This window comes from Jiangella gansuensis DSM 44835 (assembly GCF_000515395.1).
Lineage (GTDB): Bacteria > Actinomycetota > Actinomycetes > Jiangellales > Jiangellaceae > Jiangella > Jiangella gansuensis.
This window is the reverse complement of record NZ_KI911782.1, coordinates 4,824,032-4,840,101: the sequence shown is the minus strand read 5'-3', so window position 1 is coordinate 4,840,101 and position 16,070 is coordinate 4,824,032. Positions and strand designations below refer to the sequence as shown.

Annotated in this window: 14 protein-coding genes; 2 read left to right on the top strand and 12 right to left on the bottom strand. The window is 72.5% G+C overall.

The genetic code is table 11. From position 1 onward, the window contains the following. Positions 1–79: 79 nt before the first annotated feature. Both JIAGA_RS33435 and JIAGA_RS0122765 read left to right on the top strand, forming a co-directional pair. Positions 80–2,065, top strand: a complete 1,986-nt coding sequence (locus tag JIAGA_RS33435; RefSeq protein ID WP_026877425.1) for an HNH endonuclease signature motif containing protein — start codon at positions 80–82, stop codon at positions 2,063–2,065. Positions 2,066–2,719: 654 nt separating this feature from the next. Then, on the top strand, positions 2,720–3,715 hold the full coding sequence (locus tag JIAGA_RS0122765; RefSeq protein WP_026877424.1) for a TIGR03557 family F420-dependent LLM class oxidoreductase: 996 nt from the start codon (positions 2,720–2,722) through the stop codon (positions 3,713–3,715). A 12-nt stretch (positions 3,716–3,727) separates the two neighbouring features. Here JIAGA_RS0122765 and JIAGA_RS0122760 read toward each other — a convergent pair whose 3' ends face one another. The 12 genes from JIAGA_RS0122760 to JIAGA_RS0122705 all read right to left on the bottom strand — a co-directional run bounded on the left by JIAGA_RS0122760 (position 3,728) and on the right by JIAGA_RS0122705 (position 16,004). Then, positions 3,728–4,537, bottom strand: a complete 810-nt coding sequence (locus JIAGA_RS0122760; RefSeq protein WP_084469980.1) for an ABC transporter ATP-binding protein — start codon at positions 4,535–4,537, stop codon at positions 3,728–3,730. Then, positions 4,534–5,616, bottom strand: a complete 1,083-nt coding sequence (locus JIAGA_RS0122755) for a putative F420-0 ABC transporter permease subunit (RefSeq protein ID WP_026877422.1) — start codon at positions 5,614–5,616, stop codon at positions 4,534–4,536. Before JIAGA_RS0122755 ends, JIAGA_RS0122760 begins: the two co-directional genes overlap by 4 nt. After that, complete coding sequence (locus JIAGA_RS0122750) at positions 5,613–6,656, bottom strand: putative F420-0 ABC transporter substrate-binding protein (protein WP_026877421.1); 1,044 nt, start codon at positions 6,654–6,656, stop codon at positions 5,613–5,615. Before JIAGA_RS0122750 ends, JIAGA_RS0122755 begins: the two co-directional genes overlap by 4 nt. Before the next feature lie 121 nt (positions 6,657–6,777). Continuing rightward, the gene (gene mtnB, locus JIAGA_RS31840) at positions 6,778–7,437 is read right to left on the bottom strand and encodes a methylthioribulose 1-phosphate dehydratase (protein ID WP_211239804.1); all 660 of its coding nucleotides are present in this window, start codon (positions 7,435–7,437) and stop codon (positions 6,778–6,780) included. Then, positions 7,434–8,150, bottom strand: a complete 717-nt coding sequence (gene mtnC, locus JIAGA_RS0122740; protein WP_026877420.1) for an acireductone synthase — start codon at positions 8,148–8,150, stop codon at positions 7,434–7,436. The genes mtnB and mtnC overlap by 4 nt, the downstream gene beginning before the upstream one ends. Next, positions 8,147–9,376 (bottom strand): S-methyl-5-thioribose kinase, encoded by a 1,230-nt coding sequence (gene mtnK / locus JIAGA_RS31835; protein WP_051426418.1) that lies wholly within the window; start codon positions 9,374–9,376, stop codon positions 8,147–8,149. Before mtnK ends, mtnC begins: the two co-directional genes overlap by 4 nt. Continuing rightward, positions 9,373–10,353, bottom strand: coding sequence for a nucleoside hydrolase (locus tag JIAGA_RS31830; RefSeq protein WP_051426417.1), 981 nt, complete (start codon positions 10,351–10,353; stop codon positions 9,373–9,375). Before JIAGA_RS31830 ends, mtnK begins: the two co-directional genes overlap by 4 nt. Further along, a complete protein-coding gene (locus JIAGA_RS0122725) occupies positions 10,350–11,405 on the bottom strand; it encodes a s-methyl-5-thioribose-1-phosphate isomerase (protein WP_026877419.1) in 1,056 nt (351 codons plus the stop codon). The genes JIAGA_RS31830 and JIAGA_RS0122725 overlap by 4 nt, the downstream gene beginning before the upstream one ends. After that, on the bottom strand, positions 11,402–12,304 hold the full coding sequence (locus JIAGA_RS0122720) for an ABC transporter permease (RefSeq protein WP_026877418.1): 903 nt from the start codon (positions 12,302–12,304) through the stop codon (positions 11,402–11,404). Before JIAGA_RS0122720 ends, JIAGA_RS0122725 begins: the two co-directional genes overlap by 4 nt. Continuing rightward, complete coding sequence (locus JIAGA_RS31825) at positions 12,305–13,405, bottom strand: ABC transporter permease subunit (RefSeq protein WP_084469978.1); 1,101 nt, start codon at positions 13,403–13,405, stop codon at positions 12,305–12,307. After that, complete coding sequence (locus tag JIAGA_RS0122710; RefSeq protein WP_026877417.1) at positions 13,402–14,961, bottom strand: ABC transporter ATP-binding protein; 1,560 nt, start codon at positions 14,959–14,961, stop codon at positions 13,402–13,404. Before JIAGA_RS0122710 ends, JIAGA_RS31825 begins: the two co-directional genes overlap by 4 nt. After that, positions 14,958–16,004, bottom strand: a complete 1,047-nt coding sequence (locus tag JIAGA_RS0122705; protein WP_051426416.1) for a BMP family ABC transporter substrate-binding protein — start codon at positions 16,002–16,004, stop codon at positions 14,958–14,960. The genes JIAGA_RS0122710 and JIAGA_RS0122705 overlap by 4 nt, the downstream gene beginning before the upstream one ends. Between the last annotated feature and the right edge of the window lie 66 nt (positions 16,005–16,070).

The following is a 16,070-nucleotide window of genomic DNA, read 5'->3' as shown; positions in this document are numbered from 1 at the left end:
CCGCGTCACAGTGCGCTGGTTCCGTTCGGGGAAGCTTGCTCCGGAGATGTTGTCGGTGGGTGCTGTTAGGGTCGTTCGTATGTTCGGAAACGGTGGTCTGGGTGGATCGTTGCGGGACGCTGATCCCGCGGCGGCGGGTCTGGTGGCCTGCGATCCGCGGACCGGGGCATGGGTGAGTTTCGACCCGGACGAGCTGCCCGACGGTGACGCCGATGTGGCTGGTGGCGTGTTGCCGGACGGGGTTCTCGACGACGCGCTGATTGCCCTGCTCGACGACGACGCGGCCGTTGACGACGACGCCGCCGACGGTGACGTCGACGGCAGGGTGCCGGTCGAGGGTGTGTCGCCGGGGCCGGAGCTGGCCGAGGTCCTGGCGGCGGTGCAGGTGCGGGCGGTGTCGACGTATGACGTGGTGGAGGCTGTGGCGGGGTGGGGCCGGCTGATCTCTTGGGCGCAGGCACAGCAGGCGGCGGCGTTGGCGGAGTTGACCGCCCGCCCGGAACTGCAACCCGAACGGTGTGGGTATCGATCGGTGAATCCGGTCACGAACACCGCGGTCGAGGTCGCCGCGAGGACGGTGACGACGGCCCGGCAGGCGGAGAACCTGATCGGGCACGCGGTGCAACTGGTGCAGGACTTTCCCGCCACCCAGCAGGCGCTGGCGGGCGGGCTGATCGATGAGCGTCGCGCGAAGGTGATCACCGGCGAGTTGGGTGGACAGGACGAGCAGGTGCGGCGGCGGGTGGACGCGGCGGTGTTGCCGGTGGCGGCGGCGTTGGACTCGGTGGCGCTGCGGCGCCGCACCCAGCAGTTGTTGCACGAGTTGGCGCCGGTCCAGACCGAGCAGCGGTGCCGGGAAGCGCGGGAGCGTCGTGATGTGACGATCACGCCGGCGGCGGATGCGATGGCGTATCTGCAGGCGTTCTTGCCGGCGGAGGATGCGATGGCGGTGAAGACGGTCCTGGATGCCGCGGCCGGCACCCTGAAGCGTGGTGACCGTGGCGCCGGACGCCAGCCGGTTCGTACGGTGGCGCAGTGTCGCGCGGACGCGCTCGCGGCGTTGGCGTGGGCGGCGCTGGACATCCAACACATCGGCCCCGGCCCACACCCGAACCCGAACCCGACCCCGCGTGGGGGCCCAGATCCGGTCGTGTCCACGGTCCCGGGCACGTCCGCGACGGGGATGATGCATCGGCTCGGCTGTGCCTGCCGCTGCGATCGTGGAGACGACACGCCCGGGACGTGGCTGGACCTCTCACCGGCCGGTGCCGGGGCTACGCCTCCGCCGCCGGACACCGCGGGACCACCAGGCACGGGCGAGGCTGGCGCGTCGTTGCCGGGGGTGGCCGGCTCCTCCTCGTCGCGGGGGCGGGTGGCGATCCCGCTCGCGTCGGCGCAGGGGCGGGCGGTGGCGGTGCAGGTGACGTTCGCGTTCGGGTCACTGGCCGGGCTCAGCGACGAACCTGCGCACCTGGACGGCTACGGCCCGATCCCGGCCCACATCGGCAGGCATCTGGCCGCGGCCGGGATCTGGCAGTGGGTGGGCACCGACCCGGCCAGCGGCCGGTACCTCGACCACGGCCACACCCGCTACCGACCCACCCAAGCACTCATCGACCACGTCATCCTGCGCGACCGAACCTGCCGCACCCCCGGCTGCCACCACCCCGCGACACGTTGCGACATCGACCACGTCGTCGCCCACGCCGCCGGCGGCCCCACCACCGCCTGCAACTGCCAGCCACTGTGCCGGACCCATCACCTGCTCAAACACCGCGGCCGCTGGCGCGTGCAGCAGCAGCCCGACGGCACCACCGTGTGGACCAGCCCCACCGGGCACACACCTACCGGAAACCACCCGAACCAGTTGGCCCCACCAGCCCGACCGCAAAACCACCCCACGACGCCGACCACCATGACACCGCCGGCGACCAGAGCGACCGCGCCGGCCAGCCACCCGATCCGGACGACACGCCACCGTACTGACCGCGTCGTGAGCTTTCACGTGTGTGGAATCGCTCCGGTTTGGTCCAGGAGATGCCCAAGACGATCCTCTCTGCGGTGAAGAAGTGGACGCTGCGGAGGCCCCGCTGCGATCAGCACGACTACCCGGCGGGGGCCATCGCACTGGCCGAGGCGAGGGCCGACAGCTAGAAGCGGGCCGGAGACCATGCCGCGCCGGCTGAACCAGGCCGACGCGACACCGGCGCCCGGAAGGCCTCGACAGCCGCCGCAAATGACCCACAGGCTGCTCTGGAGCGGCCAGGAGGTGGCGACCTGCACCGTAGATCGGCTCATGCGCGGTCTGGGCATAAGCGGAGCCTGCCGCGGGCAATGGCATCCGGACCTGCTGAACCCCGGCCTCACCGCACCGGACCTCAACACCTGCTGGGCGGCACCGATCTGGTGTCACGCCGTGGCGCAGCGTGTTGTGGTCAGGGGGCAAAGCATCCCGTAGCGCCCGGCCTGGTCAAGACCAAGTGCTTCGCCTCACTGTGTTCCGCAGCTGCCCACACGAGACTGTCGCCGACATCGAGTACAAGGCCGCCGGCTCGATACGGGTCCACGCTGGGGACGCTCGACAGATGACTGTTGGCATGCGGTTGGATTAGGTCATCATGGCGCCATCTCCGATCCGAGATCGTTCGGGGCCGCCGCGCTGGGATCGCGATGCGAGCGCCGACGTCCCGTCGCGCGATGAGCTGGATGAGAGGGAAACATGACGGCACGACTGGCGCCGGTCGGGTACTCGGCGATGCTGGAGCGGTTCGCGCCGTCGGAGGTGGTCGCACTGACGGTCGCGGCCGAGGAAGCCGGGTTCGACGGCGTCATGGCTGACGACCACTTCCAGCCGTGGACGCCACATCAGGGTCAGGCCGGCTTCGTCTGGAACGTCATGACCGCTATGGCCGAGCGCACCCGCGGCAGCGTCGGCGTGGGCGCCACCTGTCCGTCGTTTCGCTGGCACCCGGCGCTGGTCGCGCAGGCCGCCGCCACGCTGGAGCAGCTGTACCCGGGCCGGCACTGGCTGGGCATCGGATCCGGCGAGGCCGTCAGCGAGCACGTCGTGGGCGGGTACTGGCCGGAGGCGCCGCAGCGGATCGCCCGGATGTTCGAGGCGATCGAGATCATCCAGAAGCTCTTCACCGGCCGCGACGTCCGCCACGACGGCCGGTTCTTCACGCTGGAACGCAGCCGGCTGTGGACCATGCCGGCCGCGCCGCCGCCCGTCTTCGTGGCGACGTCCGGCCCGGTCACCGCTCGCCGCGCCGGCGCCACCTGCGACGGCATGATCACCGTGGCCACCACGCCGGAGAAGGTGGCCGGCCTGTTCGCCCGCTTCGACGAGGGCGCCCGGTCGGTCGGCAAGGACCCGGCGCAGCTGGCGAAGATCGTGCAGGTGCATCTGTCGTGGGCTCCGGACCCGGACGACGCGGCTGCCCAGGCCGTCGCCGAATGGCCGAACGGCGGCATGCGCTTCTCCAAGGCGGACATCCGCTCGCCGCACGACTTCGAACAGCTTGCCCGCATGGTGCGGCCCGAGGACTTCGAGGGGCGGGTGCACATCTCCGCCGACCTCGACGCGCACCGGCAGGAGATCCAGCGCTACCTCGACCTGGGCGCCACCCAGGTGTACCTCCACCAGGCCGGCCCGGACCAGCGCGCCTGGATCGACACGTTCGGCCGCGAGGTGCTGCCGAAACTCACCCCCTGAGAGCGCCCGCGGTCAGGTCCCTAGCGGGAAGAACGTCAGCACCGGGCGGCCGGTGCGCGGATGCGGGTGGACGTCGCAATCGACGCCGAAGACGGCCCGGATCACCTCGGGCACCAGCACCTCGGACGGCGCGCCGGCCGCCGCGACCCGGCCGTGCTGCAACAGCACGACGTCGTCGCAGTAGGCGGCGGCCAGGTTGAGGTCGTGCAGCGCGGCCAGCGACGTGACACCCAGATCGCGGACGAACGACAGCAGCGCCAGCTGGTAGTGGATGTCGAGGTGGTTGGTCGGCTCGTCCAGCAGCAGCAGGCTGGGCTGCTGGGTCAGCGCCCGGGCCAGCTGCACCCGTTGCCGTTCGCCGCCGGACAGGGTGTGCCAGTCGCGGTCGGCCAGGTCGCGCATCCCGACGGTGTCCAGGCTGTCCAGGGCGAGCGCGTCGTCGGCGTCGCTGGCACGGTGCGGGGTGCGGCCCAGCAGCACCACGTCGAGGACCCGCAGCGGCACGTCCGTCGTCGATTCCTGTTCGACGACGGCGACCCGGCGGGCCCGGTCGCGGCGTCGCATCGCGAGCAAATCGTCGTCGCCGAGCCGGACGACACCACCGTCGGGCCGGTTGGTGCCGCCGACTGCCCGCAACAGGCTGCTCTTGCCCGACCCGTTGGGGCCGAGCAGCCCGGTCAGCGTGCCGGGGCGGACGGCCAGGCTGACGCCGTCGACGATCAGCGTGCCGTCCGCCGACCAGGACACGTCGGTCACCCGCAGCGGCGGCGCCTCGGCGACCGGTGCGACGGTACGCAGGACAGGGGTCTCGGTGACGGTCATCGGCCTACCTTCCGGCGGCGGAGCAGGACGGCGAACGCGGGTGCGCCGAGGAACGCGGTGACCACGCCCACCGGCAGCTCCCGCGGGTCGAACAGGGTACGGGCCAGGGTGTCGGCCCAGATCATGAAGCTGGCGCCGGCCAGCGCCGACAGCGGCAGCACCAGGCGGTGCCCGGCGCCGACGACGAACCGGACGGCGTGCGGCAACATCAGGCCGACGAACCCGATGGCACCGCTGACCGCGACCGCGGCACCGGTCAGAAGAGCTACCAGCGTCAGCAGTGTCCACCGGGTGACGTTGACGTCGATGCCCAGCGTCGCCGCGGTGCTGTCGCCGAACGCGAACGCGTCCAGCGTCCGGCTGCGTGACACCAGCGCCGTGCTCACCACCAGCACCGCCACCGTCACGATGGCGGTGTCGGTCCACGACGCCCCGCCCAGTGAACCGAGCAGCCAGCTGAGGATCTCGCGGTAGGAGTCGCCGGTGGCGGACCAGAAGATGACGAACGACGTCGCCGCCGAGCACAGGTACGACACGGCCAACCCCGCCAGCACCGTCCGGGTGGGCGCCAGCTCACCGCGCCGGTTGGCCAGTGCGAACGTCACCATCAGCGCCAGCAACGCGCCGGCGAACGCGGCCAGCGGCAGCCCCAGCCAGCCGACGCCCAGCACCAACACCAGCACGGCGCCGACCGACGCACCGGACGACAGCCCCAGCAGGTACGGGTCGGCCAGCGGGTTGCGGGTCAGCGTCTGCATCACGGCGCCGCACAGGGCCAGGGCGGCGCCGACGGCGGCGGCGGTCAGCACCCGGGGCAGCCGCAGCTCCCACACGATCCCGTCGCGCAGCTGCGACAACGACGACGACGTCAGCCCGAGGTGGTCCCCGATGGAGCGCCAGACGTCCAGCGGACGGATGTCGGCCGAGCCGATGACGACGGCCAGCGTGATCGAGGCGATCAGCAGGACCGTCATGCCGGCGGTCCAGGCGGCCGTCCGGACCCGCGCCGCGCCCCGTGAGGACGACGACGCGGGCGGTGCCGGCCGCGTGGTCGTCCCGGGATCCGCGGTCGTGCTCACAGTCCCAGCTCGGTCAGCTGCCCGGCGAGGTCGACGACGGCCTGCGCGTTGCGGATCCCGGCCTCGGAGGCGGGGAACGGCAGCCGCAGGTAGCGCCGTTCGGCGACGGCCGGCAGCGCGGCGGTCGCGGGATTGCTCTCCAGGATCTCGATCTTGTTGTCGGCGGTGTTCCAGGCCGCGTCGACCAGGACGATGACGTCCGGGTCGCGGTCGATGACCTGCTCCCAGCTGACGTTGGACCAGGTGGCGTCGAGGTCGGCGAAGATGTTCTCCACGCCGAGCTCGCGCATGATCATGGCCGGTGCGCCGATGTCGCCGCCGACGAACGGCGCGTCCTCGCCGGAGCTGTACCACAGCGCGGTCAGCCCGGCCCCCGGCTCGGCCACCTGCTCCAGCAGCACCTGTTGCTCCGCGACCAGTTCGTCGGCCCGGTCGCTGACGCCGAAGAACGACGCCACTTCGCGGATCTCGGCGAACAGTTCGTCGAACGTCATCGGGTCCGGCTGGTAGGCGGGATCCTGGCAGGCCGCCGGGGACACGTAGGTGGTGATGCCGAAGTCGGCCAGCGAGGAACGCTCGCCGGCCGTGTCGACGGCGAAATTGCTCTCCCAGCCGCCGTAGACGAAGTCGGGCTCGACGTCGAGCAGCGCCTCCTGGCCGGGGACGTTGTCGGAGATGACGGGGACGTCGTCCAGCTGGCCGAAGTACTCGTCCGGCAGCGGGCCGTCCGCGAATGCGGTGCCGACCAGGCGGTCGCCCAGCCCGAGGGCGAGCATCATCTCCGTCGAGGTCGACTTGATGGTGACGACCCGCTGCGGCGGCTCGTCGACGGTGATCTCGAAACCACAGTTGTCGACGGCGATCGGCTCGGCCAGCGCGGCGCCGCCCGGCGGGTCCCCGTTCGCGGCAGCGGGGTCGGCGTCGTCGCCGTCGTCGGCGCAGCCGGCCAGGACGGCAGCCACAGCGCCGGTCAGGAGCACGGCCGCGGCGCGGGCGGACCGGCGGGCAGCGTGAGGCGTTCGGTGCGGGGATGTCGCCACGGGGTCTCCATCGAAGCAGGAAGGATCCGTTGGAGACGGTCAAGGCCGACCGCCGAACCAGCTACCCACTCACCGGGCAGACACGTCGGAACACAAGTGATGCTCCGGGGCTCCACCTATCCTAAGTGCGCGCACCCCCGGAGTCATTCCCCGTGTGCAGCGCCACCTGAAACCGCAGCAGCCACTCGAGGATCTCCACGTGCCAGCGGGCCTGCCGCAGGTCGGCGCCCCAGCCGTAGAAGCCGTGCCGGGCCAGCAGCACACCCGGGACGCCAGGAACGTGGGCCGCCTCGAAGGCGTCGCCGACGGCCACCATGTCCTGGCCGTTCGGGATGACCGGGACGACGACCTCCTCGTCGTGGGCGAGGTGCCCGATGCCCTTGAGCATCTCGAGGTCCTTGAGCAGCACACCCTCCGGCCAGTACTCGGCGGCCAGCACCGCGGCCATGGCGTGCACGTGGATGACCGCGCCGGCGCCGGTCACGCGGGCGATCCGGGCGTGCAGGCCGGCCTCGGCGGAGGGGACGGCATCCGGGCGCCGCTGGCCGGGCACCGACGCGCCGTCCGCGTCCACCACCACGACGTCGTGGTACGTCAGCTCACCCTTGTCCAGGCCGGACGCGGTGACGGCGAGACGCAGCGGGTCGCGGTTCAGCACCGTCGACAGGTTCCCGGAGGTGCCGCGCATCCAGCCCAGCCCGGCGAACCGGGCCGCCTCGGCCGCCAGTTCGGCGCCCGCGCGGTCGATGGAGGACTGTGGCGGCAGGAACGGCTCGCTCACGGCAGGGTCACCTCCACCTCGTCGAACGACGCTACGACCGGCGCCGCGCCGAAGTCGGCGGACCCCCACGGCTCACCGGGCCGGGCGAACGCCACCACCTGCCAGCCGGCCGCCGTCGCCGCCGTCAGCTCATCCGGGTGGTCGGAGAAGAACACCAGCTCCGCCGCAGGGACCGCCAACGCGGCCGCGATCGCGTCGTACGACGTGGCCACCTTCTTCGGGCCGGCGTTGACGGTGTCGAAGTAGGCGGTGATCAGCGGGCTGAGGTCGCCGTCGGGTGAGTGGGCGAACCACGGCCGCTGCGAGGTGACCGAGCCGGACGAGAACACGGCCAGCCCGACCCCTGCCGCGTGCCAGACCCGGAGCTTCGGGATGACGTCGTCGAAGAAGTGCGAGGTGATCTCACCGCGGGCGAACCCCTCGGCCCAGATCTGGCCCTGCAGGGTCTTCAGCGGGGTGGCTTTCACGTCGTCGTTCATCCAGGCGTGCAGGACGGCGACGACGTCCTCGTCGCTGGCGTCGGCGGGAAGCCCGCCGTCGGCGACCGTCTGCGCCCGGGCAGCCGACACGGCCTCGTCGTCGGCGTGGTCGCGCAGCCAGCCCAGCAGCCGCGGCCGGGCGTAGTCGTACAGGTCGCCGAGGATGAAGCCGGCCGCGCTGGTGGTGCCCTCCAGGTCGAGGACCACGGTGCGCGCGCGGATGGATACGGTCACGGTTCCTCCGTCGGGACGTTGGGAAGGTCGGCCGCCGACGTAGCAGCGGCATGCTCGGTGATCCACCGGACGGCGGCGCGCAGCACCCGGCGCTGAGCCGGTACGCGCACGTCGTCGGGCAGGGTCGTCAGGTCGGCGGCGTGCGAGTACCCGGCCACCCGGCGCACCGCCTCGATACCGGCGAAACCGACGGCCTCGCGGCGGATCCGGGCCAACCAGCTGTCCAGGTAGCCGTCAGCGAAGGCGGTGTCCACGCGCGACGGCCAGCGCGAGCGCCACACCCGCTCGAACGCGTCCCAGCTGGCCCGCACCGCGGCCTGCCGGGCGTCGGCGAGGTCCGTGCGGCCGCTCGCCCGGGCCGCCGCGGCGGCGATGGCCAGGTTCGCCCACCACAGGCCCAGGTCGAACCCGATCGGGCCGACGAACGAGAACTCCGGGTCGAACACCTTCACCGCGGCCGCGCCGTCTCGCCGTCCGACCATGACCGAGCCGGTGTGCAGGTCACCGTGGATCAGCGCCTCCGCCCGGCTGCGGAACACCGATCGCAGCTCGGACACCGCGACCTTCAGCGCGTCGTCGGCGTACATCGCCTCGACGTCGGCGCGCAGGGCCGGGTCGAACCGGTTGTGCTCGTGCGGCCGGTACGGCTCGTCCAGCAGGACGTCGAGCGTGAGCTGGCACAGGTCCGGGTTCACGGCGGCGGCGGTCAGCGCGGCCCGCTCCGCCGCCGTCATGGTGAGGTCGCTGGTGGCGAACGTCAGCTCGCCGACGAACCGGCCGACCGCCTCCCCGAGGCCGACGGCGTCCGGCTCGCCAGGAGCAGCCGTACCGGCAGCCGCCGCACCCACGCCCTCGACCAGCACGTCGCGCAGCACCCGCAGGTCCGACAGGTCCTCCATGACCAGCACGTACGACGACGCGTCGAAGGCGTGAACCACTGGGACGATGTCCGGCACCAGGCCGGCGAGGTAGCCGTACGCGCGGGCCTCGGCGGCGATGCGGTCCGGGCTGGCCGGCCAGTCCGGACCGGCCACCTGCACCCACGGCGGTGCCTGCTTGACCGCGACGCCGCGGCCGCCGGCCCGCGCCACGAAGACCCGGTTCATGTTGCCGCCGGTGACGTCGCGGACCTCCGCGCGGCCGTCTCCGAGCAGCCGGTCGAGACCGCACCGTCGTAGGTAGTCGACGACGTCGCCGGCCTCGAGCAGCGGATACGTCGCGGTCACCGGGTCGGCTCGCCCCCGGTGGTGAGGATGCCGAGGAAGTCGTCCAGGAACGCCTCGCGGTTCACGTCGGTGACGACGACGGTGTCCGGCGTCGGCTCGGCCAGCCAGGGCACCGGGTCGCCGTCGGCGGTCTCCATCAGGTGCGCCCGGACGAAGAAGCCGTCGGAGGTGATGTCCACCGGGCCGGTCCGGCTGGCCGTGATCCAGTCCGGCTGCAGCAGCAGCCCGGCCGCCAGGCCGTCGTGCGCGGGGGACACCCGGCGTCCCCAGGCGTACTGGTAGAAGTTCATGTACGACTCCAGGACGGCGGCCGAGAACTCGCCCCAGGTGGTGCCCGACGCGTGCAGGCGGGCCACGGCGGCCTCGTCGACGACGGTCGTCGCGGTGACGTTCACGCCCACGCTGACCAGCCGGTTCCTGGGTGCATGCACCACCCGGCGGGCGGCCTCGGCGTCGTTGTGGATGTTCGCGTCCACCATCTGGGTCACGCCCAGCGGCGGGAACGGTCCGGAGCCGCCCATGATCACGACCGAGCGGAACAGCGTCAGGAGCTCTGGCTCGATCTCCAGGGCCAGCCCGACGTTGGTGAGTGGGCCGACGGGCAACAGGTCGTAATAGCCGGGCCGTTCGCGGGCGAGATCGACGAGGTACTGCGCGGCGCTGCCGTCGACGATGTTCCGCGGCGGGGTCTTGTCCGCGACGACGTCGCCGAGCCCGTCGACGCCGTGGACGTGCGAGGCGATCCGTGCCTCGCCCACGATCGGGCCCGCGGCACCGACCGCCACCGGCACGTCCGGCAGCCCGGCGAGCTCGAGCACGTGCCCGACGTTCGGCACCACCGCGTCGATCGGCGTGTTGCCGTAGACCGTGGTGATGGCGGCGAGATCCACGTCGGGCCGGCCGGCCAGGTACAGCAGTGCCAGCGCGTCGTCGATGCCGGTGTCGGTGTCGTAGATGACGTGACGGGTCTCGCTCATGCCTCTCCTGGGGTGGGGTCGTGCGTCGAGTAGTCCGCGAGCCGGTCCGGAGCGAACGGCCCCCGGTCGGTGACGATGCGGGTGACCAGCTCCGGCGGTGTGACATCGAAGGCCGGGTACCACGCCTGGGAAAGCAGCGGCGATGCGGTGCGCCGGCCGAGCGTGGCGAACACCTCGGCCGGGTCGCGCTCCTCGACGACGATGTCCGCGCCGGTGGCGGTGGTGGGGTCCGGCGCCTGTACCAGCGCGTAGAACGGGACCCCGAAGTGCCGGGCCGCGGCGGCCAGCCCCAGCGTTCCGACTTTGTTCGCAACCGAACCGTCCATGGCGACCCGGTCGGCGGCGGTGACCAGGGCGTCGACGCGGCCCAGCGTCGAGTCCGGCGCCAGCGCGGCGGCGGCCATCGAGTCGGTGATCAGCGTGACGTCCTGGCCCAGTTCGGCCAGCGTGTGCGCGGTCAGCCGGGCGCCCTGCAGGTAGGGGCGGGTCTCGGTGGCCACCCAGCGATAGCGCCGGCCGCGTTCGTGCGCCGCGCGGACCAGCTCGATGAGGTAGCCGTCCATCCAGCAGTGGGTCAGCACCCGGACTCCGTCGGGCAGCAGGTCCGCGGCGGCCGCACCGAGGGCTCGGCTGCGGCTGCGGTACTCGTCGTCGGCGGCCCGGGCGGCGTCGACGGCGGCCTCGACCAGCTCGTCGGTGGAACCGGCCGCTGCCGTGGCGGCCAGGATGCCCTCCACCACGATGCGGGGATGGCTGTTGGTGGGCCGGGCGGTCGCCAGCGCCGCACCGGCCGCGGCCAGCCGATCGCGCGCGTCGGCCAGCGGCAGGCCGGCGGCCTGGTGCGCGGCCAGCGCCATCCCCGCCGCCGCGGCGTAGGCGGGCCCGGACGACTGCGTCACCATGTCGCGGATGGCCGCGGCGACGTCCTGCGGCGTCCTGCAGGTCACCCAGGACGTCTCGGCCGGGAACACCCGGCGGTCGAGGACGGCGACGCTGCCGCCGTCGTCGGCCAGGACGACCGACCGGTCGAGAATCGGGTTCGGCAGCGTCATACGGCCACCTCCCTGGTCCGGCGCAGCCAGCGCAGCCGGGTCGCCACCAGCACGACCAAGGTGACGATGTACGGCGCGGCGTCGGCGAGCTGCTGCGGCGCGCCGACACCCTGCAGACGGAACCCGAACGCCTCGGCGGCGCCGAAGCCGAGGCAGGCGGCCAGCACCCAGGCCGGCCGGTTCGCCGCCAGCATCACCGCCGCGACGGCGATCCAGCCGCGGCCGGCCGTCATGTTCTCGGTGAAGACGGTGACGTTGCCCAGCGAGAGCTGTGCCCCGGCCAGCCCGCACAGCCCACCGGCGGCCAGCACCACCGTCGTGCGGTACTTCTGGACGTCGACACCGAGGCTGCCGGCGGCCTCCGGATGCTCACCGACGCCGCGCAACCGCAGCCCGGTGGCGCTGCGGTTCACCCAGAACGCCAGGCCCAGCGCCAGCAGGATGGCCAGCAGCACCAGCGGGGACTGCCGTCCGAGCACCGTGCCCAGCACCGGGACATCGGACAGGAACGACATCCGGTCCAGACCCTGCAGACCGTCGGGCGAGAACGTGCCGGACACGTCGAACAGCACCCGGATGCCGTAGCCGGTGAGCCCGACCGCGAGCAGGTTGATGCCGATGGCGAGGATGATCGGATCGGCCGCCCACCGTGGGGAGCCGACCGCCAGGATGGCGGAGAACACTGCGGTGCTGACCAGCGCCAGACCGACACCCACCCACGCGTTGCCGGAGTAGTGCGAGCCGACGACGGCGGCGAACGCGCCCCACAGCATCTGGCCCTCGAGCGCGATGTTGAACACGCCTGCCTGGGCGCACAGTGCACCGCCCAGCGCCGCCAGAAGGACCGGCGTCGTCGCGGTCAGCACCGCGGCGACGAAGCCCCATTCCAGGACGTTCATCTACCCGGACCTCCCCGCTCGCGCGCGTCGTGCCTCGACCACCGTCCGCAGCGCAAGGACGATGATGACCACCGCCTGCAGCACGTCGGACAGCTGCCGCGGCACGTCGGCGTCGCGTTCCATGCCGGAGCCGCCGACCTGCAGGATCGTGAAGACCGCGACGGTCAGCGGCAGCAGCGCGGGGCGGCCACCGGCCAGCAGCGCCGCGGCCACCCCGGCGAACGTGTACCCGGGCGCGGTCAGCGCGCCGTCGATGAACCGGTACGGCGGCGACAGCACCATGATCGCGCCGACCAGACCGGCGACGGCGCCGGCCGCGGCCATGGCGCCCAGGTTCAGCCGGCCGATGTGCACGCCGCCGTACGCGCCGAACCGCCGGCTGGCGCCCAGCGTACGCAACTCGTAGCCGACCGCCGTCCGGGAATCGACCAGCCAGAACGCCAGCAGCGCCAGCAGCACCAGGATCAGCCCGACGTTCGCGTAGCGCAGGTCGCCCAGCGACCCCAGGTGCGCGGCGTCGGGCAGCCGCGGCGTCTGGGACACCCCGGAGCCGGTGTCGGTCATCCGGAACCGGACCAGGTACGAGCCGAACGCGACGGCGATCGGCGACAGCAACAGCGTGGAGATGATGACCGGGATGCGCAGCCGCTCCGACAACGGCGCGGAGATGGCCGCGAACACCGCGGCCGCGGCGGCGCCGGCCAGGATCGCTACGGCCACCAGCAGCACGCCGGGCAGCGGCGCGTACAGCCCCACCGCGGCGGCGGTGATGCCGCCCAGCACCACCTGGCCGTTGCCGCCGAGGTTGTATTCGCCCATCCGCAGCGGGATGGCGAACACCAGCGCCATGCCGCAGATCAGCGCGAACACCGAGAGCGTGTAGTCGAGGTTGTCGGTGGCCAGCGCGCCCTCGATGACGGCCGTGTAGGCGCGGATCGGGTCGATCCCCGACGCCAGCATGACGACGGCGCCGACCAGGACGGCCACGACGACGGCGCCGACGGGCACGAGAGCGGGGTGCCGGACGGCGGTGCGCAGCAGGCTCGGCCGGCCGGCGGGTGCGGGCTCGGTGGCCGGATCGGTGGTGGCCGTGCCGGTCATGGCGTCACCGCCGAGGTGGTGCTCGCGGCGCCGGACATGGCCGCGCCGATGTTCTCCGGGGTCGCCTCGGACCGGTCGAAGTGCGCGACGACCCGGCCGCCCAGCATGACCAGGATCCGGTCGGCCAGCGCGAGAAGCTCGCTGATCTCGTGCGAGACCAGCAGGACGCCGTTGCCGGCGTCGCGGTACTCGATGAGCCGGCGGTGGATCGCCTCGATGGCGCCGATGTCGACGCCCTGTGTGGGCTGCTCGGCGATCAGCAGGGGCGCCTCGTGCGCCAGCTCGCGCGCGACCACCAGCTTCTGCGCGTTGCCGCCGGACAGCGTGCCCACGGGCAACTGCTCGGAGGCGGTGCGGATGTCGTGCTCGGCGATCAGCCGGCGCGCCGAGTCGCGGACGGCCCGGCCGGACATCCAGCCACGGCGCAGTCCACGGCTGGAGCCGATGGGCGGGGTGCGGTGGTGGCCCAGGGCCAGGTTCTCGGCGACCGACAGCGTGACGGCGGTCCCTTCACCGCGCCGGTCCTCGGGGATGGCGGCCACCCCCAGAGCCCGCCGGTCGCGCACCGACACGGCGGTGCCGTCGTGACCGGCGATCCGGACGGTCCCGGCGGCGGCGCGGTGCGTGCCGAGCAGCGTCGCCACGAGGTCGTGCTGGCCGTTGCCGGACACCCCCGCGATGCCGACGATCTCGCCGCGGCGCACCGTCAGTGACACATCGTCGACGAGGGTGCGCTCGCCGTCGCTGACGGCGAGGTGCTCGACCTGGAGCACCGGTTCGCCCGGTTCCCCCGTGCCGGTGTTGCGGGCCGGCACGACCTCGCGGCCGGTCATGGCCGTGACCAGCTCACCGGCAGTGGTGTCGGCGGTGTGCACGTGGGCGGTGACCCTGCCGTCGCGCAGCACCGTCACCTCGTCGCTGACGTCGAGCACTTCGTGGACCTTGTGGGTCACCAGGACGACGGTGGCGCCGTCGTCGGCGGCCCGGCGGATGACGGAGAACAGCGAGCGCACCTCGCCCGGCGTCAGCACCGCGGTCGGCTCGTCGAGGATGAGCACCTCCGCCTCGCGGTGCAGCGCCTTGAGGATCTCGACGCGTTGCCGTGCCCCCGCCGACAGGGAGCCGACCCGGGCCCGCGGGTCCACCACGAGGCCGTAGCGCTCGGCCAGGTCACGCACCCTGGCCGCGGCGGCGTCGCGATCGATCAGGCCGCGCCGGCCGAAGCCGGACCGGCGCGGCTCCTGACCGAGCACGACGTTCTCGGCGACCGTCATCGACTCGAACAGCCGGAAGTGCTGGTGCACCATGCCGAGCTTCTCGGCGATGGCGTCGAGTGGGCTGGTGAACTCCACCCGCCGGCCGTCGCGCACGATGTGCCCGCTGTCGGGCCGGTACAGCCCGTAGAGCACGGACATCAGGGTCGACTTGCCGGCCCCGTTCTCGCCCATGACGGCGTGCACGGCGCCGCGGCGCAGCGTGAGGTGGACGTCGTCGTTGGCGACGACCGTGCCAAACCGCTTGCCGATGCCGACCAGCTCGACGGCGGGACTGGTCATCCCGCCTCGACCGGGTCCGCGACGACGATCTCACCGGACACGATCTGGTCGCGGACCGCCGCCACCTGCTCGAGGATCTCCGGGTGGTCGGCGATGAGGCATTCGCTGTCCTCGACGCCCTCCTGCAGGCCGGTCAGACCGACACCGTCCTCGGCCAGTCCGTACGACTGGAAACCGCCGGCGTTGCCGCCGAGGATCTCCTCGACCGCGGACTGCAGCGCGACGTCGACGCGCTTGAGGGAGTTGTCGACGATGACACCGGGGGACAGCGGGCACTGGTTGGTGTCGACACCGAAGGCGAAGATGCCGTTCTCGGCCGCGGCCTCGAACACCCCGGAGTTGCCGCCGGATGCGGCGGCGTTCACGTAGTCGGCGCCGCCGCCGGCGATGATCTCGGCCTGAGCCTTGGCCCGGGCGACGTCGCCGAACGGGTTGTCGCCACCGACGTACTGCACGGTGGTGGTCACGGCCGGGTTGACGCTCTGCGCGCCGGCGAAGAACGGGTCGATCCAGCGGTGCACGAACGGGTCGTCGACGGCGGCGACGGCCCCGACCGCGCCGCTCTGGGTGAGCAGGCCTGCCTCGACGCCGGCCAGATAGTTGGCCTCGTGCTCGCGGAAGACCGCGCAGGAGAGGTTCGCCGGCTGCTCGTCCGGGCAGGCGTCGACGAGCAGGAACTGCTGGTCGGGGTTGTCGATCGCGGAGGTGGCGAACTGGTCCTGCACGCTGAACGACACGCCGACGACGATGTCGACGCGGTCGCGGACGGCCGCGTCGATGTTCTGCTGGATGCTGGCCGGGTCGGTGCTCTCGTACACCTCGACGTCGACGTCGTTGGCCTCGCCGGCGGCCTCGGCGCCCTCGCGGGCCAACTGCAGGAAGTTGTTCGAGCCGATGGGCGTGGGGGTGATGAGCACGATCTCGCCGCCGTTGCCGCCACCGTCGCCGGAGCCGGACCCGGAGTCGGAGGAACAGGCCGCCATGGTGACGAGCAGCACCGCGGGGACGGTTCCGGCCAGGGCGGAGCGAGCACTGATGCGCATGGGGTGTCCTCTTCGGGTCGGATCGGCGGCAGCGCCACGGCGCGCGGCAGCGACCATCATACGAGA

Coding starts and splice junctions, on each gene's coding strand:
- JIAGA_RS33435 (WP_026877425.1), top strand. CDS start 80: ATGTTCGGAAACGGTGGTCTGGGTGGATCGTTGCGGGACGCTGATCCC.
- JIAGA_RS0122765 (WP_026877424.1), top strand. CDS start 2,720: ATGACGGCACGACTGGCGCCGGTCGGGTACTCGGCGATGCTGGAGCGG.
- JIAGA_RS0122760 (WP_084469980.1), bottom strand. CDS start 4,537: ATGACCGTCACCGAGACCCCTGTCCTGCGTACCGTCGCACCGGTCGCC.
- JIAGA_RS31830 (WP_051426417.1), bottom strand. CDS start 10,353: ATGAGCGAGACCCGTCACGTCATCTACGACACCGACACCGGCATCGAC.
- JIAGA_RS0122725 (WP_026877419.1), bottom strand. CDS start 11,405: ATGACGCTGCCGAACCCGATTCTCGACCGGTCGGTCGTCCTGGCCGAC.
- JIAGA_RS0122720 (WP_026877418.1), bottom strand. CDS start 12,304: ATGAACGTCCTGGAATGGGGCTTCGTCGCCGCGGTGCTGACCGCGACG.
- JIAGA_RS31825 (WP_084469978.1), bottom strand. CDS start 13,405: ATGACCGGCACGGCCACCACCGATCCGGCCACCGAGCCCGCACCCGCC.
- JIAGA_RS0122710 (WP_026877417.1), bottom strand. CDS start 14,961: ATGACCAGTCCCGCCGTCGAGCTGGTCGGCATCGGCAAGCGGTTTGGC.
- JIAGA_RS0122705 (WP_051426416.1), bottom strand. CDS start 16,004: ATGCGCATCAGTGCTCGCTCCGCCCTGGCCGGAACCGTCCCCGCGGTG.